The sequence below is a fragment of the Micromonospora sp. S4605 genome (genome assembly GCF_003176715.1).
GTDB classification, from domain to species: domain Bacteria; phylum Actinomycetota; class Actinomycetes; order Mycobacteriales; family Micromonosporaceae; genus Micromonospora; species Micromonospora echinaurantiaca.
The window spans coordinates 1-16,668 of record NZ_QGSW01000188.1 but is presented as its reverse complement, the minus strand read 5'-3'; the positions used below and the strand labels follow the sequence as shown (position 1 = coordinate 16,668).

General features: G+C 74.9%; 22 protein-coding genes and 1 tRNA gene. 19 read left to right on the top strand and 4 right to left on the bottom strand.

Going from position 1 to position 16,668, the window contains the following annotated elements:
• Nucleotides 1–16 precede the first annotated feature (16 nt).
• The 6 genes from nrfD to DLJ47_RS15415 all read left to right on the top strand — a co-directional run bounded on the left by nrfD (nucleotide 17) and on the right by DLJ47_RS15415 (nucleotide 4,808).
• Nucleotides 17–1,036, top strand: coding sequence for an NrfD/PsrC family molybdoenzyme membrane anchor subunit (gene nrfD, locus DLJ47_RS15435; RefSeq protein WP_109900703.1), 1,020 nt, complete (start codon nucleotides 17–19; stop codon nucleotides 1,034–1,036).
• Between the two features lie 45 nt (nucleotides 1,037–1,081).
• Nucleotides 1,082–1,177: transfer RNA gene (locus DLJ47_RS35740), tRNA-Sec, on the top strand.
• Nucleotides 1,178–1,194: 17 nt separating this feature from the next.
• Nucleotides 1,195–2,502: an L-seryl-tRNA(Sec) selenium transferase gene (gene selA, locus DLJ47_RS15430; RefSeq protein ID WP_109900700.1), complete on the top strand. Its 1,308-nt coding sequence runs from the start codon at nucleotides 1,195–1,197 to the stop codon at nucleotides 2,500–2,502.
• Nucleotides 2,503–2,505: 3 nt separating this feature from the next.
• Entirely contained in the window at nucleotides 2,506–4,269 is a 1,764-nt protein-coding gene (selB, locus tag DLJ47_RS15425) for a selenocysteine-specific translation elongation factor (RefSeq protein WP_109900699.1), read from the top strand.
• An 87-nt stretch (nucleotides 4,270–4,356) separates the two neighbouring features.
• The gene (locus tag DLJ47_RS15420; RefSeq protein ID WP_088993885.1) at nucleotides 4,357–4,554 is read left to right on the top strand and encodes a hypothetical protein; all 198 of its coding nucleotides are present in this window, start codon (nucleotides 4,357–4,359) and stop codon (nucleotides 4,552–4,554) included.
• An 83-nt stretch (nucleotides 4,555–4,637) separates the two neighbouring features.
• Nucleotides 4,638–4,808 carry a hypothetical protein gene (locus DLJ47_RS15415; RefSeq protein ID WP_172899328.1) on the top strand — a complete coding sequence of 57 codons (171 nt, stop codon included), beginning with the start codon at nucleotides 4,638–4,640 and terminating at the stop codon, nucleotides 4,806–4,808.
• 6 nt (nucleotides 4,809–4,814) lie between these two features.
• On the opposite strand, the gene DLJ47_RS15410 is transcribed toward DLJ47_RS15415, so the two are convergent.
• Entirely contained in the window at nucleotides 4,815–5,471 is a 657-nt protein-coding gene (locus DLJ47_RS15410; protein WP_088997678.1) for a hypothetical protein, read from the bottom strand.
• Nucleotides 5,472–5,604: 133 nt separating this feature from the next.
• Between DLJ47_RS15410 and DLJ47_RS15405 the strand changes: the two genes are divergently transcribed.
• Entirely contained in the window at nucleotides 5,605–5,811 is a 207-nt protein-coding gene (locus DLJ47_RS15405; RefSeq protein WP_088993884.1) for a hypothetical protein, read from the top strand.
• Nucleotide 5,812: 1 nt separating this feature from the next.
• Here the strand turns inward: DLJ47_RS15405 and DLJ47_RS15400 are convergent, their stop codons facing one another.
• From DLJ47_RS15400 to DLJ47_RS15390, 3 genes are all read right to left on the bottom strand, one after another.
• Nucleotides 5,813–6,286: a hypothetical protein gene (locus DLJ47_RS15400; protein WP_109900698.1), complete on the bottom strand. Its 474-nt coding sequence runs from the start codon at nucleotides 6,284–6,286 to the stop codon at nucleotides 5,813–5,815.
• Entirely contained in the window at nucleotides 6,283–6,495 is a 213-nt protein-coding gene (locus DLJ47_RS15395; protein WP_088993882.1) for a phosphatidylethanolamine-binding protein, read from the bottom strand. The genes DLJ47_RS15400 and DLJ47_RS15395 overlap by 4 nt, the downstream gene beginning before the upstream one ends.
• 76 nt (nucleotides 6,496–6,571) lie before the next feature.
• Nucleotides 6,572–7,453 (bottom strand): universal stress protein, encoded by an 882-nt coding sequence (locus tag DLJ47_RS15390; RefSeq protein WP_088993881.1) that lies wholly within the window; start codon nucleotides 7,451–7,453, stop codon nucleotides 6,572–6,574.
• Nucleotides 7,454–7,572: 119 nt separating this feature from the next.
• Between DLJ47_RS15390 and DLJ47_RS15385 the strand changes: the two genes are divergently transcribed.
• From DLJ47_RS15385 to DLJ47_RS15330, 12 genes are all read left to right on the top strand, one after another.
• Nucleotides 7,573–8,319, top strand: a complete 747-nt coding sequence (locus DLJ47_RS15385) for an SAM-dependent methyltransferase (RefSeq protein WP_109900697.1) — start codon at nucleotides 7,573–7,575, stop codon at nucleotides 8,317–8,319.
• Between the two features lie 120 nt (nucleotides 8,320–8,439).
• The gene (locus DLJ47_RS15380; protein ID WP_088993879.1) at nucleotides 8,440–9,618 is read left to right on the top strand and encodes a PP2C family protein-serine/threonine phosphatase; all 1,179 of its coding nucleotides are present in this window, start codon (nucleotides 8,440–8,442) and stop codon (nucleotides 9,616–9,618) included.
• A gap of 55 nt (nucleotides 9,619–9,673) precedes the next feature.
• Entirely contained in the window at nucleotides 9,674–10,141 is a 468-nt protein-coding gene (locus DLJ47_RS15375; protein WP_109900696.1) for a MarR family winged helix-turn-helix transcriptional regulator, read from the top strand.
• Between the two features lie 293 nt (nucleotides 10,142–10,434).
• Complete coding sequence (locus DLJ47_RS15370; protein ID WP_109900695.1) at nucleotides 10,435–11,073, top strand: CDP-alcohol phosphatidyltransferase family protein; 639 nt, start codon at nucleotides 10,435–10,437, stop codon at nucleotides 11,071–11,073.
• Nucleotides 11,070–11,999: a DUF881 domain-containing protein gene (locus DLJ47_RS15365; protein WP_088993876.1), complete on the top strand. Its 930-nt coding sequence runs from the start codon at nucleotides 11,070–11,072 to the stop codon at nucleotides 11,997–11,999. Before DLJ47_RS15370 ends, DLJ47_RS15365 begins: the two co-directional genes overlap by 4 nt.
• Nucleotides 11,996–12,328: a small basic family protein gene (locus DLJ47_RS15360; RefSeq protein WP_007460356.1), complete on the top strand. Its 333-nt coding sequence runs from the start codon at nucleotides 11,996–11,998 to the stop codon at nucleotides 12,326–12,328. Before DLJ47_RS15365 ends, DLJ47_RS15360 begins: the two co-directional genes overlap by 4 nt.
• Nucleotides 12,329–12,339: 11 nt before the next feature.
• The gene (locus DLJ47_RS15355; RefSeq protein WP_109900694.1) at nucleotides 12,340–13,353 is read left to right on the top strand and encodes a DUF881 domain-containing protein; all 1,014 of its coding nucleotides are present in this window, start codon (nucleotides 12,340–12,342) and stop codon (nucleotides 13,351–13,353) included.
• A 56-nt stretch (nucleotides 13,354–13,409) separates the two neighbouring features.
• The gene (gene gcvH / locus DLJ47_RS15350; RefSeq protein ID WP_088993874.1) at nucleotides 13,410–13,790 is read left to right on the top strand and encodes a glycine cleavage system protein GcvH; all 381 of its coding nucleotides are present in this window, start codon (nucleotides 13,410–13,412) and stop codon (nucleotides 13,788–13,790) included.
• Between the two features lie 214 nt (nucleotides 13,791–14,004).
• A complete protein-coding gene (odhI, locus tag DLJ47_RS15345; RefSeq protein WP_088993873.1) occupies nucleotides 14,005–14,457 on the top strand; it encodes an oxoglutarate dehydrogenase inhibitor Odhl in 453 nt (150 codons plus the stop codon).
• Nucleotides 14,458–14,507: 50 nt separating this feature from the next.
• The gene (gene ftsR / locus DLJ47_RS15340; protein WP_172899327.1) at nucleotides 14,508–15,209 is read left to right on the top strand and encodes a transcriptional regulator FtsR; all 702 of its coding nucleotides are present in this window, start codon (nucleotides 14,508–14,510) and stop codon (nucleotides 15,207–15,209) included.
• Nucleotides 15,210–15,381: 172 nt separating this feature from the next.
• Nucleotides 15,382–15,846 carry a bifunctional nuclease family protein gene (locus DLJ47_RS15335; RefSeq protein WP_088962140.1) on the top strand — a complete coding sequence of 155 codons (465 nt, stop codon included), beginning with the start codon at nucleotides 15,382–15,384 and terminating at the stop codon, nucleotides 15,844–15,846.
• Nucleotides 15,847–16,051: 205 nt separating this feature from the next.
• A partial coding sequence (locus DLJ47_RS15330; protein ID WP_109900701.1) for a MerR family transcriptional regulator occupies nucleotides 16,052–16,668 on the top strand: 617 nt, incomplete at its 3' end.

Genomic DNA, 16,668 nt, shown 5'->3' with positions numbered 1-16,668 from the left:
GGCTGCCGCGGCGGGCCTGGCGCCGTCCCCGGCGACCCCGGCCGCCCCGACCGAGCGGCGCCGGGGCGGGCGGCGCCGGCGCGGCGGCGAGGACCTCACCGTCCCGGAGGCCGAGTTCACCTCCTACTACGGCCGGCCGGTGCTGAAGCCCCCGGTGTGGAAGTGGGACATCGCGGCGTACCTGTTCACCGGCGGTCTGGCGGCCGGTTCGTCGCTGCTGGCCGCGGGCGGTCAGCTGACCGGCCGGCCGGCGCTGCGTCGGGCCGGGCGGGTCGCCGCGCTGGCGGCGGTCGGCGCCAGCACCGGCTTCCTGATCCATGACCTGGGCCGGCCGGCCCGGTTCCACCACATGCTGCGGGTGGCCAAGCCGACCTCGCCGATGTCGGTGGGCACCTGGATCCTCGCCGCGTTCGGCCCGGCCGCCGGCGTGGCGGCGGTCGCCGAGGCCGCGCCCTGGCTGCCCGGGAACGGTCTGCCCGGGCTGGTCCGGCGGGTGCTGCCACCGGTGGGGCACGCCGCCGGCCTGGCCGCCGCGGCGACCGCACCGGCGCTGGCCACGTACACCGGGGTGCTGCTGGCCGACACGGCCGTGCCGTCCTGGCACGAGGCGTACCCGGAGCTGCCGGTGGTCTTTGCGGGCAGCGCCCTGGCCAGCGGCGCCGGGGTGGGTCTGCTCGCCGCGCCGCCCGGGCAGGCCGGGCCGGCGCGGCGGATGGCGGTCGCCGGGGCGGCGCTGGAACTGTACGGCTCGCACCGGGTGGAGACCCGGCTCGGGCTGCTCAGCGAGCCGTACCGGATCGGCCGGGCGGGCCGGCTGCTGCGGGCCGGGCGGGCGCTGACCGCGGCCGGGGTGGCCGGTGCGGTCCTCGGCGGGCGCAGCCGGACGGTCGCCGCGCTCTCCGGCGCGGCGCTGCTGGCCGCGTCGGTGGCGACCCGGTTCGGCATCTTCTACGGCGGCGTCGCCTCGGCGAGGGATCCGAAGTACACGGTGGTGCCGCAACGCGAACGGTTGGCCCGGGCCGCGGGGGAGGGCTGACCCTTCTCCGCGCGGCCCCGCCGCCGCTGTGGTCAAATGCTCCGTGGAGGCGTTCAGGCGGCTGGTGCCCCTCCCGGTCTTCAAAACCGGTGTGGTCCGGGACCCGGGCCAGGCGGGTTCGATTCCCGTCCGTCTCCGCCAAGCAGCGGGGAGATGACGTGACAGGGGACGGCGGCGCCGATCCGCGGCGGCGGGTGCCGCGCACCGACGCGCTGCTCGCCGACCCCGCGCTGGCCGCCGCCACCGGCACGTTCGGCCGGGACCGGGTCAAGGCCGCCGTCCGCCGCGCCCAGGAGCGGGCCCGGCGCGGCGAGCTCAGCCCCGACGAGGTACGCGACGCCGCGCTCGCCGCGCTGCCCGCGGCGGCACCCCGGGCGGTGCTGAACGCCACCGGGGTGGTGCTGCACACCAACCTGGGCCGGGCCGCGCTGTCGCCGGCCGCGGTCGCCGCGGTGGTCGCGGCCGCCGGACACACCGATGTGGAACTCGACCTGCGCATCGGCCGGCGGGCGCGGCGTGGCCGGGACGCTCTGGACGCCCTCGCGGCCGCGGTGCCGGACGCCGGTGCGGTGCACGTGGTGAACAACGGCGCGGCGGCGCTGGTGCTGGCCGCCACCGCGCTGGCCGCCGGCGGCGAGATCGTGGTCAGCCGGGGCGAGCTGGTGGAGATCGGCGACGGGTTCCGGCTGCCGGACCTGCTGGAGAGCACCGGCGCCCGGCTGCGCGAGGTGGGCACCACCAACCGCACCACGCTGGCCGACTACGCCGTCGCGATCGGCCCGCGGACCGGTTTTGTGCTGAAGGTGCATCCGTCGAACTTCCAGGTCACCGGCTTCACCTCGGCGGTGCCGGTGCGCGCCCTGGCCACCCTGGGCGTGCCGGTGGTGGCCGACATCGGCTCCGGGCTGCTCGCCCCGGATCCGCTGCTGCCCGACGAGCCGGACGCGGCGAGCACCCTGCGCGCCGGCGCGGCGCTGGTCACCGCCAGCGGCGACAAGCTGCTCGGCGGCCCGCAGGCCGGGCTGCTGCTCGGCGCCGCCGACCTGGTCGAGCGGCTGCGCCGGCACCCGCTCGCCCGGGCGCTGCGGGTGGACAAGCTGACCCTGGCCGCGCTGGCCGCCACCGTGGGTGACCCGGACACCCCGACCCGGGCGGCGCTGCACGCGGACGCCGGCGCCCTGCGGGAGCGGACCGAACGGTTGCGCGACCGGCTCGCCGCCGACGGCTGCAAGGCCGAGGTGGTGCCGGCCGCCGCGGTGGTCGGTGGCGGCGGCGCCCCCGGCGTGGAGCTGGACTCGTGGGCGTTGAGCCTGCCCGAGCGGTACGCCGAGCCGCTGCGCACCGGCGACCCGCCGGTGCTCGGCCGGGTGGTGCGCGGCCGGCTGCTGCTGGACCTGCGCTGCGTGCCCGCCGACGCCGACGACGCGGTGCGGGCCGCCGTGCTGCGGGTGCCGGGGGACGGCTGAGCCATGTGGGTGGTGGCCACCGCCGGGCACGTGGACCACGGCAAGTCGACGCTGGTGCGGGCGCTGACCGGGATGGAACCGGACCGGTGGGCCGAGGAGCGCCGCCGGGGCATGACCATCGACCTCGGGTTCGCCTGGACCACGCTGCCGTCCGGCGGGACGGTCGCGTTCGTCGACGTGCCCGGGCACGAACGGTTCGTGCCGAACATGCTCGCCGGGGTCGGTCCGGTGCCCGCCGCGCTGGTCGTGGTGGCCGCCGACGAGGGCTGGATGCCGCAGTCCGCCGAGCACCTGGCGGCGCTGGACGCGCTCGGGGTGTCGTACGGCCTGCTGGTGGTGACCCGCGCGGACCTGGCCGATCCGGGGCCGGCGCTGGCCCGGGCCCGGGCGGAGCTCGCCGTGACCTCGCTCGGCGCGGTGGAGGCGGTGGGGGTCAGCGCGGTCACCGGCGCGGGCCTGCCCGAGCTGCGGGCGGCGCTGGACCGGCTGGCGGCCAGGCTGCCGGCGCCGGCGGCGGACGCGCCGGTGCGGCTCTGGGTGGACCGCTGCTTCACCGTGCGGGGCAGCGGCACCGTGGTCACCGGCACCCTCGGCGCCGGCCGGCTGCGGGTCGACGACGAACTGGAACTCGCCGCCACCGGGGAGCCGGTGCGGGTGCGCGGCCTGCACCGCCTCGGCGTCGCCGCGGCGCGGGTCGACGCGGTTGCCCGGGTGGCGGTGAACCTGCGCGGCGTTCCGCGCGATCGGCTGGCCCGCGGCGACGCGCTGCTCACCCCCGGCCGGTTCCGGCTGACCGACCTGCTGGACGTGCGGCTCGCCGGTGACCCGGCCGCCGACCTGCCGGCCACCCTCACCCTGCACGTCGGCTCCGCCGCGGTGCCGGCCCGGGTGCGCCCGCTCGGTCCGGACACCGTCCGGCTGCGGCTGGCCCGCCCGCTGCCGCTGCTGATCGGCGACCGGGCACTGCTGCGCGACCCGGGTCGCCACCACGTCGCGGGCGGGGTGACCGTGCTGGACGTGGCGCCCCCGCCGCTGGCCCGTCGCGGCGCGGCGGCGGCCCGCGCCGCGGTGCTGGCCGGGCTGGACGGCCGACCAGACCTGGCCGGTGAACTGCGCCGCCGCCGGCTGGCCCGGGTCACCGACCTGGTCCGCACCGGGGTCGAGGTCACCGCCCGGCCGGTCGCCGGGGACTGGCTGGCCGACCCGGAGCACTGGCGGCAGCTCGCGGTCCGCCTCGGCGAGGAGGTCACCCGGTACGGCCGAAAACATCCGCTGGAGCCGGGCGCGCCGGTGGAGCTGCTCCGGCGGCGCCTGGAACTGCCCGACCGGGCGCTGGTCGAGGCCCTGGTCCGGCCGCCGCTGCGGCTGCGCGCCGGGCGGGTCACCGCGTCCGCCGCCGACGCGCTGCCCGAGCCGGTGGCCCGCGCCGTGGCCCGGATCCGCGCCGAGTACGCCGACCGCCCGTTCCGCGCCCCGGAGGCCGCCGACCTGGCCGACCTCGGTCTCGGCCCGCGCGAGATCGGCGCCGCGGTGCGCGCCGGGGCGCTGCTGCGGCTGGCCGAGAACGTGGTGCTGCTGCCCGGCGCCGCCGACGAGGCGGTGCGGGTGCTGGCCGGGCTGCCGCAGCCGTTCACGCTCAGCGCCGCCCGGCGCGCGCTGGACACCACCCGGCGGGTCGCCGTGCCGCTGCTGGAGCTGCTGGACCGGCGCGGCGCCACCCGCCGGCTGCCCGACGACGCCCGGATCGTGGTCGCCGCCAGCGGCTGAGGCCGCCTGGCGCGGGTGCCGGGGCCGGCCGTCCGGTCGGGGCGCAAGGTGGCCCATCGGGGCGGGCCGGTCACTTAGCGTGTCGGCATGGACCCTTCCGCGGTCTGGCGGGACCGGCAGCACAAGTGGCGGATCGAGGCGTACCGGGCGCCCGACCTGCGGTTCGCCGTCTTCGCCACCAACGGCACCACCGAGTCGGCGCCGCTGTGGCTGTTCGGGATGTCGGCGCTGGCCCGCTGGCTGATGTCGCACAAGATCTCGCTGGACGACCTGGAGGTCGACTGAACGCCCGATCGGGGGAATACGCCGGAAAAGCCCGATACGCTGCTGTTCTCGCCGGTACCGTGCGGTACGTGAAGGACCGAGGAATGCGTACCTTTCTCACGGTGCTCGCCGGGCTCGCGGTGATCTACTTCGGCACCACCGGCCGCAGCCCGGAGGAGGGCGGCGGGGTCACCGGCGGCCTCGTGGTGCTGGCCCTGCTGGCGGCCCTGCTGGTCTGGCACCTCACCAAGCCGGGGAACACGCCGACGAAGTGAGCGCGGTCAGCGGGCGCCGGCGGCGGTGCGGCTGACCTCGCCGGCGGACTCCTCACCGAGCGCGACCCGGACCAGCGCCGAGGCGAGCCGGCCGAACTCGGCTGCGCCGACCAGCCCGGCCAACCGGTCCGGCGAGGCGGGCAGGCCGAGCCGCTTCGCCCCGGCCAGCGCGCGCCGGTCGGCGTACGGGCGCACGTCGGGCCAGACCGTCTGCGCCTCGCGCAGGAAGATGTCCGCCCCGGTGGGGCCGATGCCGGGGAACTCGGTGAGCCGCCGGCGCAGCCCGGCCGGGTCGCCGTCGGCCTCCCGGTGCAGCCGGCGCAGGTCGCCGCGCCAGCGGTCCAGGCAGAGCCGGGCCCCGGTGCCGAGCATCGTCGAGGTCCGCTCGTCGTAGCGGCGGTAGTGGCCGCGGCCCAGCGCGTCCACCCGGTCCTGCCAGCTGGCCGCCTCCATCGCCTGCGGCGTGCGGTAGCCGGCGGCGAACAGCTCCCGGGCCGCGGCCACCGCGACCTGGGCCCGGATCCGGGTGCTCAGCAGCGTGGCGAGCACCAGCAGCTGGTAGAGCGGGGCCGGCCGGTCGGCCAGCCGGATGCCGGCCTCCTCGGCGTACGTGCGTCCCCGCCGGTCCAGCAGGACCCGCGCCACGGTCCGGTCGTCGCCCATCTGCCGGGGGTACCCGGTCTGCGGCCGGTCACCCCCGGCCGAGCGTTGCGGCTGCGGCATGGCACCTGCGGCGGCGGGTAAGCCGCGGGGGAGGCGGCGCCGGCCGGGTGCCGTCCGGCGGAAGGAGACAGTTGTGGTCAACCCGCAGCAGGAGGAGCTCCGGCGCAACGACAAGGGCGCCACGAGCCAGTACAGCAAGGGCCCACAACCGACCGGTCATCCCCGCAACCGGGGCACGTCGAAGGGGGACGCCGGGCGTCCGGTGCCGAAGGGACAGGTCTCGCCGTACGGCCCGGCCGGGGAGCCGGTGGCCGACGACGAGAGCGGCGGGCGGGGCTGACTCAGCCCCGCCCGTCGGGCGGCCGCAGCCGGTTCCAGGTGGCTGCGGCCGTCAAGCCGTACGCCAGGTGCGGCACCAGGTCGGCGATCCAGTCCGAGCGGCGCCAGGTGCGCGGGTCGGTCACGCCGAGCATGGTCATCCCGCCGTCGGAGAGGGTCATCACGCCCCCGCCGAGCACACCGGTGGCCAGTGGCAGGGGTTGCCGGCGGCCGCGGGTGAGCAGCGCGAAGCCGACCGCGGCGGCGATCCCCGCGCCGTAGCCGAGCAGTGGCCCGAGGCCCGAGCGGCGGTTGGCCGCCCGGTCCCCGGACCCGAGGTCGACGTGCGCCACCCCGGCCAGCCGGCCGGCGCTCTCCTCCGGCGTGCTGCTCGCCGGGCGCCCGCGGACCACCATGTCCAGGTAGCTCACGATGTTCAGCGCGGTGCTGCCGACCGCCCCGACGATCACTCCGTCGGCCAGGCTGGTCCGGCTCACTTCGGGTCTCCGGGCTCGCGCTCACCCTTGGGTCCGTACGTCCGCTCGCCGCGTACGACGCCCCGCTGTCCCCGATCCTCCTGCAGGATCCGGTTGGCCACCTGGTTGGCCTTGCGGTCCGGCACCCGGCGTCCGGAATCGTCGATCGCGTCGCGGATCCGCGCGCGCTGCTTGTCGTACGCGTTGCTGCCCGGCCGTGGTCCTGGCATCGCTGCCTCCTCCGGTCGCTGTCGCCCGTCGGCGTACCGGGTGCGTCTACCCGTCTGCGGGCGGGCCAACCCCGGCTCAGCGGGGCGCGCGGACCACCGCGACCGGGCAGTCGGCGTGGTGCAGCACCGCCTGGCTCACCGAGCCCAGCAGCAATCCGGTGAACTCCCCGCGCCCCTGCCGGCCGACCACCACCAGCTGGGCCTGCCGGGAGGCGTCGGTGAGCACCGGCGCCGGGCGGCCGCGGACGGTGCGCCGGGTGATCGGCACGTCGGGCCAGCGGTCGGCGAGCCCGGCCGTCACCTCGGCGACCAGCCGTTCCTCCTCGGTGCGCAGCTCGCTGTCGTCGTAGACCAGCGGCTGCATGTCGCCGGGGCCGGTGGAGACCGGGTGCCGGTAGGCGTGCAGGGCGAGCACCTCGGCGCCGCGTACCGACGCCTCCTCGACGGCGAACTCCGCGGCGAGCCGGGACATCTCGGAGCCGTCCACCCCGACCACGATCGGCCCGTCGGCGCGGTCGGTGCCGCGGGCGACCAGCACCGGGCAGTCGGCGTAGGAGGCGACCTGGACCGCCACCGAGCCGACCAGCAGCGCGGAGAAGCCGCCGAGGCCCCGGTCGCCGAGCACGATCATCGCGGCGGCCGGCGACTCGCCGAGCAGCACCGCCGCCGCCTCCCCGTCGATGATCTCGCCGGAGATCCGCAGCCCGGGCACCGCCGCCTCGGCCTCGGCCACCGCCTCGGCGACCAGCCGTTCGGCCTGCTCCCGCAGTCCGCTGCCCGGTGGTCCGCCCGCCGGGGGCTGCAGGGGGACGTGCAGCAGCGGCCAGATGAAGCCGTGCACGATCCGCAGCGGCCGGTTGCGCCGGTCGGCCTCGGCCGCCGCCAGGCGTACGGCCCGCAGCGCCGACTGCGAGCCGTCCACGCCGACCACCACGGCAGCGCCGTTCGCCGAGTTCACCGTCCACCTCCCACCGGTTCCGGGTCAGTATCGCGGCCGGTGGCGGGCCGGCGGGGCGATACCGCCCAGGACGTCCGGTCGGTACGCTGGCGACGACCGCCGGGGAGGGAGCGTCGTCGATGGTTGAACCCGACCAGCCGAGCACCGCACGGATGATCGATTTCTGGCTCGGCGGGGAGCACCACTTCCCGGTGGACGTGGCCGCGGCGCGCGCCTTCGAGCAGGCGTACGGGCCGTGCGCGCCGGTCTTCCGCGAGTTGCGTGCCTTCCTCGGTCGGGCGGTGCGGGCGATCGTCGCCGACGGCGTGGACAGCTTCCTGGTCTTCGGCGCCGGGGTGCCCACCATGGGCAACGTGCACGAGGTCGCTCCGGAGGCGACCGTGCTCTACACCGATGTGGACCCGGTCACCATCCGGTTGGGCCAGCGGATCCTGGCCGGCAGCGACCGGGCCGGCTACGGCTACGGCGACGCCACCGACATCGGCACCATCGACCCGGCGCAGCTGCACCGGTTCGTCCCGGGGTGGGGGAGGCGGCCGGTCGGCGTGGTCTTCCTGGGGTTGGCCGCGTTCCTCGACGACGAGACGCTCGCCCGTACCCTCGACGAGCTGCACGGCGCGGTCGCCCCGGGCAGCCAGCTCGCGATCGACTTCGACACCGAGGAGCTGGCCGGTCATCCGGCGGCCCTGGCGATGATGGGCCCGGCGTTCCGGATGCGCCGGCCGGAGGCGTTCGCGCCGCTGCTGGGCCGGTGGCGGCCCACGGCCGACGGCATCGCGCCGATCGCCCGATGGCGCCCCGACGGCTCGCCGGCCGACGTGCCAGACGCCTTCCACGGCGGGGTGGCGGTCCGCGCGGCGGACTGACCGCGCGGCGGGCGACGGTCCGCCGGGGACAGGTTGATCACGATGGGCCGCCCGCGCGGCGCGGTCCCGGCGACCTCCGTATGATGCTTGCCTTACAGCAAGTGTTGCCGGAGGAGAACCATGTTGGACGCGCCCGGCGGGTTGTCGCGTGCGCTGCGCGAGTCCCCGCCCGACCAGGTGGCCGAGGCCGCCGACCGGGCCATCCGGTCCACGTTGGGCGCGACGCGGACGGACGTGTTCCTCGCCGACTACCGGATCAGCGGGCTCTGGCCGGTGCTGGACCCGGAGTTGCCCGAGGCCGGTTTCCTGTCCTGCCAGGGTATGGCGCAGCGGTGCTTCAGCAGTCAGCAGCCGGTGCTCGACGGCGCCGGGGACGGCCGGTGCCGGCTCTACCTGCCGCTGTCGGTGTGGGGGGAGCGGCTCGGGGTGCTGCTGGTCGAGTTTCCCACCGCGCCCGGCCCGGCCACTGTGGAGCAGGCCGGTGACGTCGCCGGTGAGCTGGCGGTGGTGCTGCGCGCGGCGGACCGGGAGACCGACCGCTACCGCCGGGCCCGCCGCCGGGAGCGGCTCAGCATGGCGGCGGAGATGCAGTGGGAGCTGTTGCCGGGGCGCGGCGTCAGCCACGACGCGTTCCAGCTCGCCGGCCAGCTGGAGCCGGCGTACACGGTGGGCGGCGACCACTTCGACTGGTCGCTCGACGGCGACCGGCTGACCCTCACCGTGCTCAACGGATCCGGCATCGGGCTGTCCGCCTCGCTGCTCACGGCGGTGACCGTGAACGCGCTGCGCAACGCCCGCCGCTCCGGCGGCAGCCTGACCGAGCAGGCCGAACTCGCCTCCGACACGGTCTTCTACCAGCATCGGGGCCGGCGGTACGTGGCGACGGTGCTGCTGGAGCTGGACACCATCACCGGCCGGGTGCGGGCGGTGGACGCCGGTTCGCCGCGCCTGCTGCGGCTGCGCGGCGGGGCGGTCGACACCATCGCCCTGGAGCAGCAGCTGCCGCTGGGGATGTTCGCCGAGGCCCGGTACGACCTGCAGGAGTTCGACCTGGCGCCGGGGGACCGGCTCTTCGTGGTCAGTGACGGCGTGTGGGCCGCCGCGCCGGCCGACCGGGAGGCGTACGGGGAGAAGGCGATGGCGCGGGCGATGCGGTCCACGCGGCTGCAGCCGCCGGCCGAGGCAGTTGGTACGGTGATGCGCGAACTGCACGCCTGGCATGCGGACACCGACCTGCGCGACGACGCGGTCGTGGTCTGTCTGGACTGGCGCGGTTCCGGCGGCCGCGCCGGCGACTGAGTACCGTCGCCACGCCGCGGCCGAGCACGAGCGGGACGATCGCAGGGGACACCGGGTGGAGCGACCTCCGAATCTCGCCGCCGCGATCGACGCGGCTGCGGAGGCGCTGGTCGGTGTGCTCGACTCGGCGGTCTCCCGGCACCGGATGGTGGTCTCGCCGACGCAGCTGCGGGTGCTCTCGTTGATCGCCAGCCGGCCACGGACCAACGTCAACCGGCTGGCCGAGCTGCTGGACGTCGTGCCGTCGTCGGCGAGTCGGCTCTGCGACCGGCTGGAGGCGATCGGCCTGCTGCGGCGGGTGGCCGACCCCCGGGACCGACGGGAGGTGCGGCTGGTGCCGACCGCGGCGGCCGACGACCTGCTCCGCGAGCTCGCGGAACGCCGCCACCAGGCCGTGCAGACGGTGCTGGACCGGATGCCCGGCCGGGAGCAGCACGAGCTGCTGCTCGGCCTGCTCGCCTTCGGCCAGGCCGCTGCGACGGCCGCCGAGCCGGCGGCGGACCCGTCGGCCCGCACCGCCTGATCACCCGCTCGCGCTCGGCATTATCGTCCTAGGACGCCTTACACGACGTGAGCCCGGTCACACCGGGCGACGACGTCACCGAGCCGGGCTCGGCGGCACCCGGGCAGGCGGCGGGCGCCCGATATAGTGGCAGCGCAACTCAGCCGGCCCGTGATCACGACGAGCGCGGGCCGAATCAGGGGAGGTCCCGTCCCGGGACCGCAGCGGGTGCCGGCGGATGCCGGCCCGACAGCACGCGTCCCGCAGCGCCCGGCCTCGGTCGGGCGGCCGCGACGCGTCGCGGAGGAGGTTCGGTGTCGCGTCGGCCGGCTGGGGCAGCGCATCCGGGGGCCTCGGGCGGCACCGATCCGGCTCCCGGCGACCGGGTCCTCACCCTGCCCAACCTGATCAGCTTCGTGCGGCTGCTCGGCGTGCCGCTCTTCCTCTACCTGCTGCTGGTCGCCCGCGCCGACGTGGCAGCGATCGTGGTGCTGGCCGTGGGCGGCACCACCGACTGGGTGGACGGCTGGATCGCCCGCCGGCTGGGCCAGGTGAGCCGGCTCGGTGAGCTGCTCGATCCGCTCGCCGACCGGCTCTACATCCTCGCCACGCTGCTCGGGTTCACCGCGCGTGAGGTGGTGCCCTGGCAGTTCACCGCCGCGCTGCTGGCCCGGGAGCTGCTGCTGGTCGGCTCGCTGGCGGTGCTGCGCCGCTACGGGTACGGGCCGCCTCCGGTGCACTACGTCGGCAAGACCGCCACGTTCCTGCTGCTGGCCGCGTTCCCGGTGCTGCTGCTGGCGTCGGCGGTGCCGGGGGCGGCCGCGGTCGCCGGCCCGGTCGGCTGGGGTCTGGCGTGGTGGGGGCTGGTGCTCTACTGGGTGGCCGGCGCGCTCTACGTGGTGCAGGCGCGCCAGTTGGTCACCGCGGTGCGGGCCGGGGGAGCGGGCGCGTGACCGGCACGCCGCGGGAGGGCCAGGGCCGCGCCGACCGGGTGTACGCCCCGGACTTCCTCACCGAGCTGTTCCGCAACCCGCTCGATCCCGGCTACCTGGACGCGGCGGCGCATCGCCGCGAGAGCGGGCCGCCGTCGGGGTGGCGCGGCTGGTCGGCCCGGTCGGTGAGCCTGGTCGTCCTGGTGCTGCTCGGGTTCCTGTTCGCGGTGGCGTACAAGCAGACGCTGGCCGACGAGCCGGGGCGCAGCCAGGCCCGCTCCGGGCTGGTGGCCCAGATCAAGGAGCGGCAGGCCGAGGCGGACCGGCTGGCGGTCCGGGCGGACCAGCTGCGCGAGGAGGTCGCCCGGCAGCGCGAGCTGGCGCTGAGCGGGTCGCAGGCGGCCCGGCTGCGGGACCTGGAGGCGGGCACCGGGATGGGGCGGGTGCGCGGCGACGGCGTGGTGGTGCGGCTGGCGGACGCGCCGGGGAAGCAGGACGCGGTGACCGGGGCCGGCGCCGGGCCGCCGCGGGTGCTCTACAGCGACCTGCAGGCGGTGGCGAACGACCTGTGGAGCGCCGGTGCGGAGGCGATCGCGATCAACGGTCAGCGGTTGACGGCGACGTCGACGATCCGCTCGGCCGGTGAGGCGATCCTGGTGGACTTCCGGCCGGTTACCGGGCCGTACGAGGTGTCGGCGATCGGCCCGGGGTCGATGAAGCGCCGGTTCGACGAGAGCCGGTCGGCGTTGCTGATGCGTGAGGTTGCCAAGACGACCGGGTTGTCGTTCGGGGTGCGCAAGGTCGACGACCTCACCCTGCCGGCGGCGCCGGAGCCGCAGCTACGCTACGCGGAGCCTTCGGTGAGTCCGACGCCGTCCGGGTCGGCCACCGGTGTCCAGCCGTCCGGTTCCCGGACGCCCCTCAGCCCCTCCGGAGGTGGTCGATGATCGCGGTGCTGGCGTTGCTCGCCGGGGTGGTGCTCGGGGTGTGGCTCGACCCCACGGTGCCCGCGGCGTTGCAGCCGTACCTGCCGATCGCGGTGGTAGCGGCGCTCGACGCGGTGTTCGGCGGCGTGCGGGCGAAGCTCGACCGGATCTTCGACGACAAGCAGTTCGTGGTGTCGTTCATTTCGAACGTGCTGGTGGCGGGTCTGATCGTGTACCTGGGTGACCAGTTGGGCGTGGGTGGTCAGTTGTCCACCGGTGTGGTGGTCGTGCTGGGGGTGCGGATCTTCGGAAACGTCGCGGCGATCCGCCGGCACCTGTTCCGGGCGTAGGTTTACAGGCGATGAGCGACGAGCACACCGAGACGGGGACCGGCTGGCCGCAGCCGGCGGGTCCGCCGCGTCCGTCGGGGCCGGCGGGGGAGCCGGATCCGCGGCCGGAGGCGCCGGATCCGGACGAGCTGAGTCCGTTGGCGCCGCGGCCGGCGGAGCGGGAGGACGGGCCGCCGGCGGAGGATGCCGCCGGTGAGGCGGCGACGGTGGATCTGAGCCGGGCGAGCGCCACGGCCGTCGACGGGTCGGCGGCCAGCGTCGGTGAGCCGGGCGGGGACGTCGGTGCGCCGGACGCGGATGCGCCGGTGGCGGGCGCCGGGTCGGTGCGGGCGCGGCTGAGCTCGGCCGGGGTCATGATCGCGGTGCTGTTGGCGTTGCTGGGCTTCACCCTGGTGGTGCAGTTGAAGACGACGTCGACGGATCCGACGTTGGCGGCGACCCGGCAGGAGGATCTGGTCCGGATCCTGTACGACCTGGATTCGCGGACGAACCGGTTGCGGCAGGACATCGAGTCGTTGGAGGAGAGCCAGCGGCAGTTGCAGTCGGGTGAGCAGGGGCGCCAGGCGGCGTTGGAGGAGGCGACCCGGCGGGCGGACGAGTTGGGGATCCTGGCGGGGACGTTGCCGGCGACGGGGCCGGGGTTGTCGGTGCGGTTCGTCCCGGGTGGCAAGCCGATCTCGGCGTCGCGGGTGCTGGATGCGGTGCAGGAGTTGCGGGGTGCCGGCGCGGAGGCGATGCAGATCTCCGGTGGGGATCGGGCGACGGTGCGGATCATCGCGTCGACGTTCTTCCTGGATGGGGAGAACGGGTCGTTGATCGTGGACGGGCGGCGGTTGACGGGTCCGTACACGATCACGGTGATCGGTGATCCGGCGACGATGCGTACGGCGTTGAACATTCCCGGTGGGGTGGTGGCGTCGGTGGCGAGCGACGGCGGTAACGTGATCGTTGAGGATCGTGAGGCTGCCGAGGTTTCGGCGCTGCACGCGCCGATCAAGCTGGAACACGCCCGTCCGGTCTCCTGACCGGCGCGGCCGGCACCGGGTTCGCCCGGTGCACCGATGGATGAGGGACGCGTCTGGTGATTCCTGAGGATCTGCGTTACACCGCTGAGCACGAGTGGGTGTCCGGTGGCGACGGCGGCCCTGTCCGGGTCGGCATCACCCATTTCGCGCAGGACGCGCTGGGTGACATCGTGTACGTCCAGCTGCCCGAGGCGGGTACGGCGGTGGCTGCTGGTGAGTCGATGGGTGAGATCGAGTCGACCAAGAGTGTGTCGGAGATCTACGCCCCGGTCAGCGGTACGGTGGCGGCGCGCAACGAGGCGCTCGGCGACACCCCTGAGGTGATCAACACTGACCCGTACGGTGCGGGTTGGTTGGTGGAGATCACCCCGGACGATCCGGCGGCGGTCGACGCGCTGCTGTCCGCGGGCGCGTATCGCGAGCTCACCGAGAGCTGAGTGTGCCCGAGCCGGCGCGCCTGTCGAGTCCGCGCGTCCGGTTGCCCTGCATTTCGGCGCTGGCTAGGCTCGCCCAGTCGACCGAGAACCCAATAGTTGAGCGTCGCGGAAGCGCCTTTCCGGGCACGGGGAGCCAGCCGCCGGGTGTTCATTGGCCCGGCGGCCAGACCCGCCATCACCCGACGCCGACCGAACAGATCCGTGAGGTGGTCCCATGACGCGCCCAGGCGACGAGTTCCCCCCACTCGACGTCACTTCGACGCTCAATCTCGGCTCGCTCGACGAAGTGCTGGAGGGGCCGGACACCGATGTGGTGCCGAGCCGGATGTCCGGTTCGTTGCCGCCGGGGATGGCGCTGCTGGTGGTCCGGCGGGGTCCGAACGCGGGTGCCCGGTTCCTGTTGGATCACGATGTGACGACCAGTGGCCGGCATCCGGACAGTGACATCTTCCTGGACGACGTGACGGTGTCGCGGCGGCACGCGGAGTTCCACCGGGACGGTGGCACGTTCACGGTGCGGGACGTGGGCAGCCTGAACGGCACGTACGTGAACCGGGAGCGGGTCGAGGCGGCCACGTTGAGCAATGGTGACGAGGTGCAGATCGGCAAGTTCCGGGTGGTGTTCATCGCCGGTCCGCGCCCGGAGGGGGAGGCCGGCCGGGGGTGAACGAGCCTGCGGCCTCGACGTCGCCGGGGGCGGCGCGCGCGCAACCGTTGATGAGCATCGGTGAGGTGCTGGCGCAGTTGCGGGTGGATTTTCCGGACGTCACGATTTCGAAGTTGCGGTTTCTCGAGGCCGAGGGTCTGGTGGAGCCGCAGCGTACGGCGTCGGGTTACCGGAAGTTCAGCTGGGACGATGTGGCGCGGTTGCGGTTCGTGCTGACCGCGCAGCGGGACCAGTACCTGCCGTTGCGGGTCATCCGTGAGCAGTTGGCGCAGTGGGACGCGACCGGGGAGGCGCCGGGTCGGCAGCGGCCGACGTTGGTGGCGGTGGGTCCTGGTGGCGAGGTGCCGGGGCGGGAGTCGCCGGCGCCGGCCGAGTCGTCGGAGGTGCGGCTCGGTCGGGCCGATCTGGTGGCGCGCAGCGGGATCGACGAGTCGACGTTGGCGGAGTTGGAGCGGCTCGGGTTGGTGGTGTCGGATCCGCCGGGCTGGTACGACGGTGATGCGTTGATCATCGCGCGGGCGGTGGCGGGTCTGGCGGCGTACGGGTTCCAGCCGCGGCATCTGCGGGGTTACCGGACGGCGGCGGATCGGGAGGTCGGTCTGTTCGCGCAGTTGGTGGCGCCGTTGGCGCGGCAGAGTGATCCGGCGGCGCGGGCGCGGGCGGCGGAGACGGCGCGGGAGTTGGTGGCGTTGTCTCAGCAGTTGCACGCGGCGTTGGTGCGGGTGGGGTTGCGGTCGACGTTGGGCCGGTGACCGGCGGGTGTGCGGAAAGATCTGTCCCGGGAAGCGTGTCGTAGGCTTGCCGGGGTAACCCCTTTCTGGCGCGGGCGTGTGCGGATTGCGCGTGGGACGGCCGTGTCGCGGTCCGTGTACCGTGCAGGGAAGGGCGCGGTGCGGCGTAGGTGACAACGACACGGAGGCGGCGGTGCGCGAGCTGAGCGTGGTCGGGGTTCGGGTGGAGCTGCCCAGCAACCAGCCGATCGTCCTGCTCAGGGAGGTCGAGGGGGACCGCTACTTGCCGATCTGGATCGGCGCGGTCGAGGCGACGGCGATCGCCTACGAGCAGCAGGGGGTCAAGCCGGCCCGGCCGTTGACTCATGACCTTCTGCGGGACGTGTTGGCGGCGTTGAAGGCGCCGTTGCGGGCGGTGGAGATCACCGAGTTGAAGGAGAACGTCTTCTACGCCGATCTGTTGATCGGTGACGGGGTTCGGGTGTCGGCGCGGCCGAGCGATTCCATCGCGTTGGCGTTGCGGGTGGGTGCGCCCATTCGTTGTGCCGAGCAGGTCCTCAGTGAGGCGGGGATCGTGATCCCGGACGAGCAGGAGGACGAGGTGGAGAAGTTCCGCGAGTTCCTGGAGCAGGTGCGTCCGGAGGATTTCGCGGGTTGACCGGCTGCCGGTGGGCGGCTGGTGTGGGCGGCCGGGGGTCACTGTGGGTGATGTCCCGGCGGTGTGGGTGATCTTTCCCGTGGCTGCGCGGCGTGTCGCGACGGTTCCTGCGCGGTAACCCCTGAGGGCGGCTATAGGGTTGCCGTGTCGAGGGGTGCACGTCCCGGAAACGACGTGTCACCGCACTGGCGGGGAGGTTGTCCGGATGCACGAGCCGCGAGATCCCGATCCGGGTAGGGAACTGGACGAGCCGGGTGCGGCGCCGCCGGGGGTGGCGACGGACGGTGACGGTTCGGTGGGCTACCGGGGGGTGACGGCCTGCCACGCGGTGGGGATCAGCTACCGCCAGTTGGACTACTGGGCGCGTACCGGGCTGGTGGTGCCGAGTGTGCGGGACGCCTCGGGTTCGGGCACGCAGCGGTTGTACTCGTTCCGGGACCTGGTGGTCCTGAAGGTCGTGAAGCGGCTGTTGGACGCCGGGGTGTCGTTGCAGAACATCCGGAAGGCGATCGAGGCGTTGCGCTCGCGTGGGGTGGGGGATCTGGCGGGCATCACGTTGATCTCCGATGGGACGACGGTGTACGAGTGCCGGTCGCCGGAGGAGGTGGTCGACCTGTTGCAGGGCGGCCAGGGCGTGTTCGGCATCGCGATCGGTGGGGCGTTCAAGGAGATCCAGGGTTCGTTGTCGCATCTGCCGGCGGAGCCGGCGGCGGCCACGCCGGGTCCGGAGTCGGCGGCGGCGTCGGACGCGGTGGGGGACGAGTTGGCGGCGCGGCGGGCGCGGCGGCGGGCCGGCACCGCACGGCGATCGCACCCACCAGG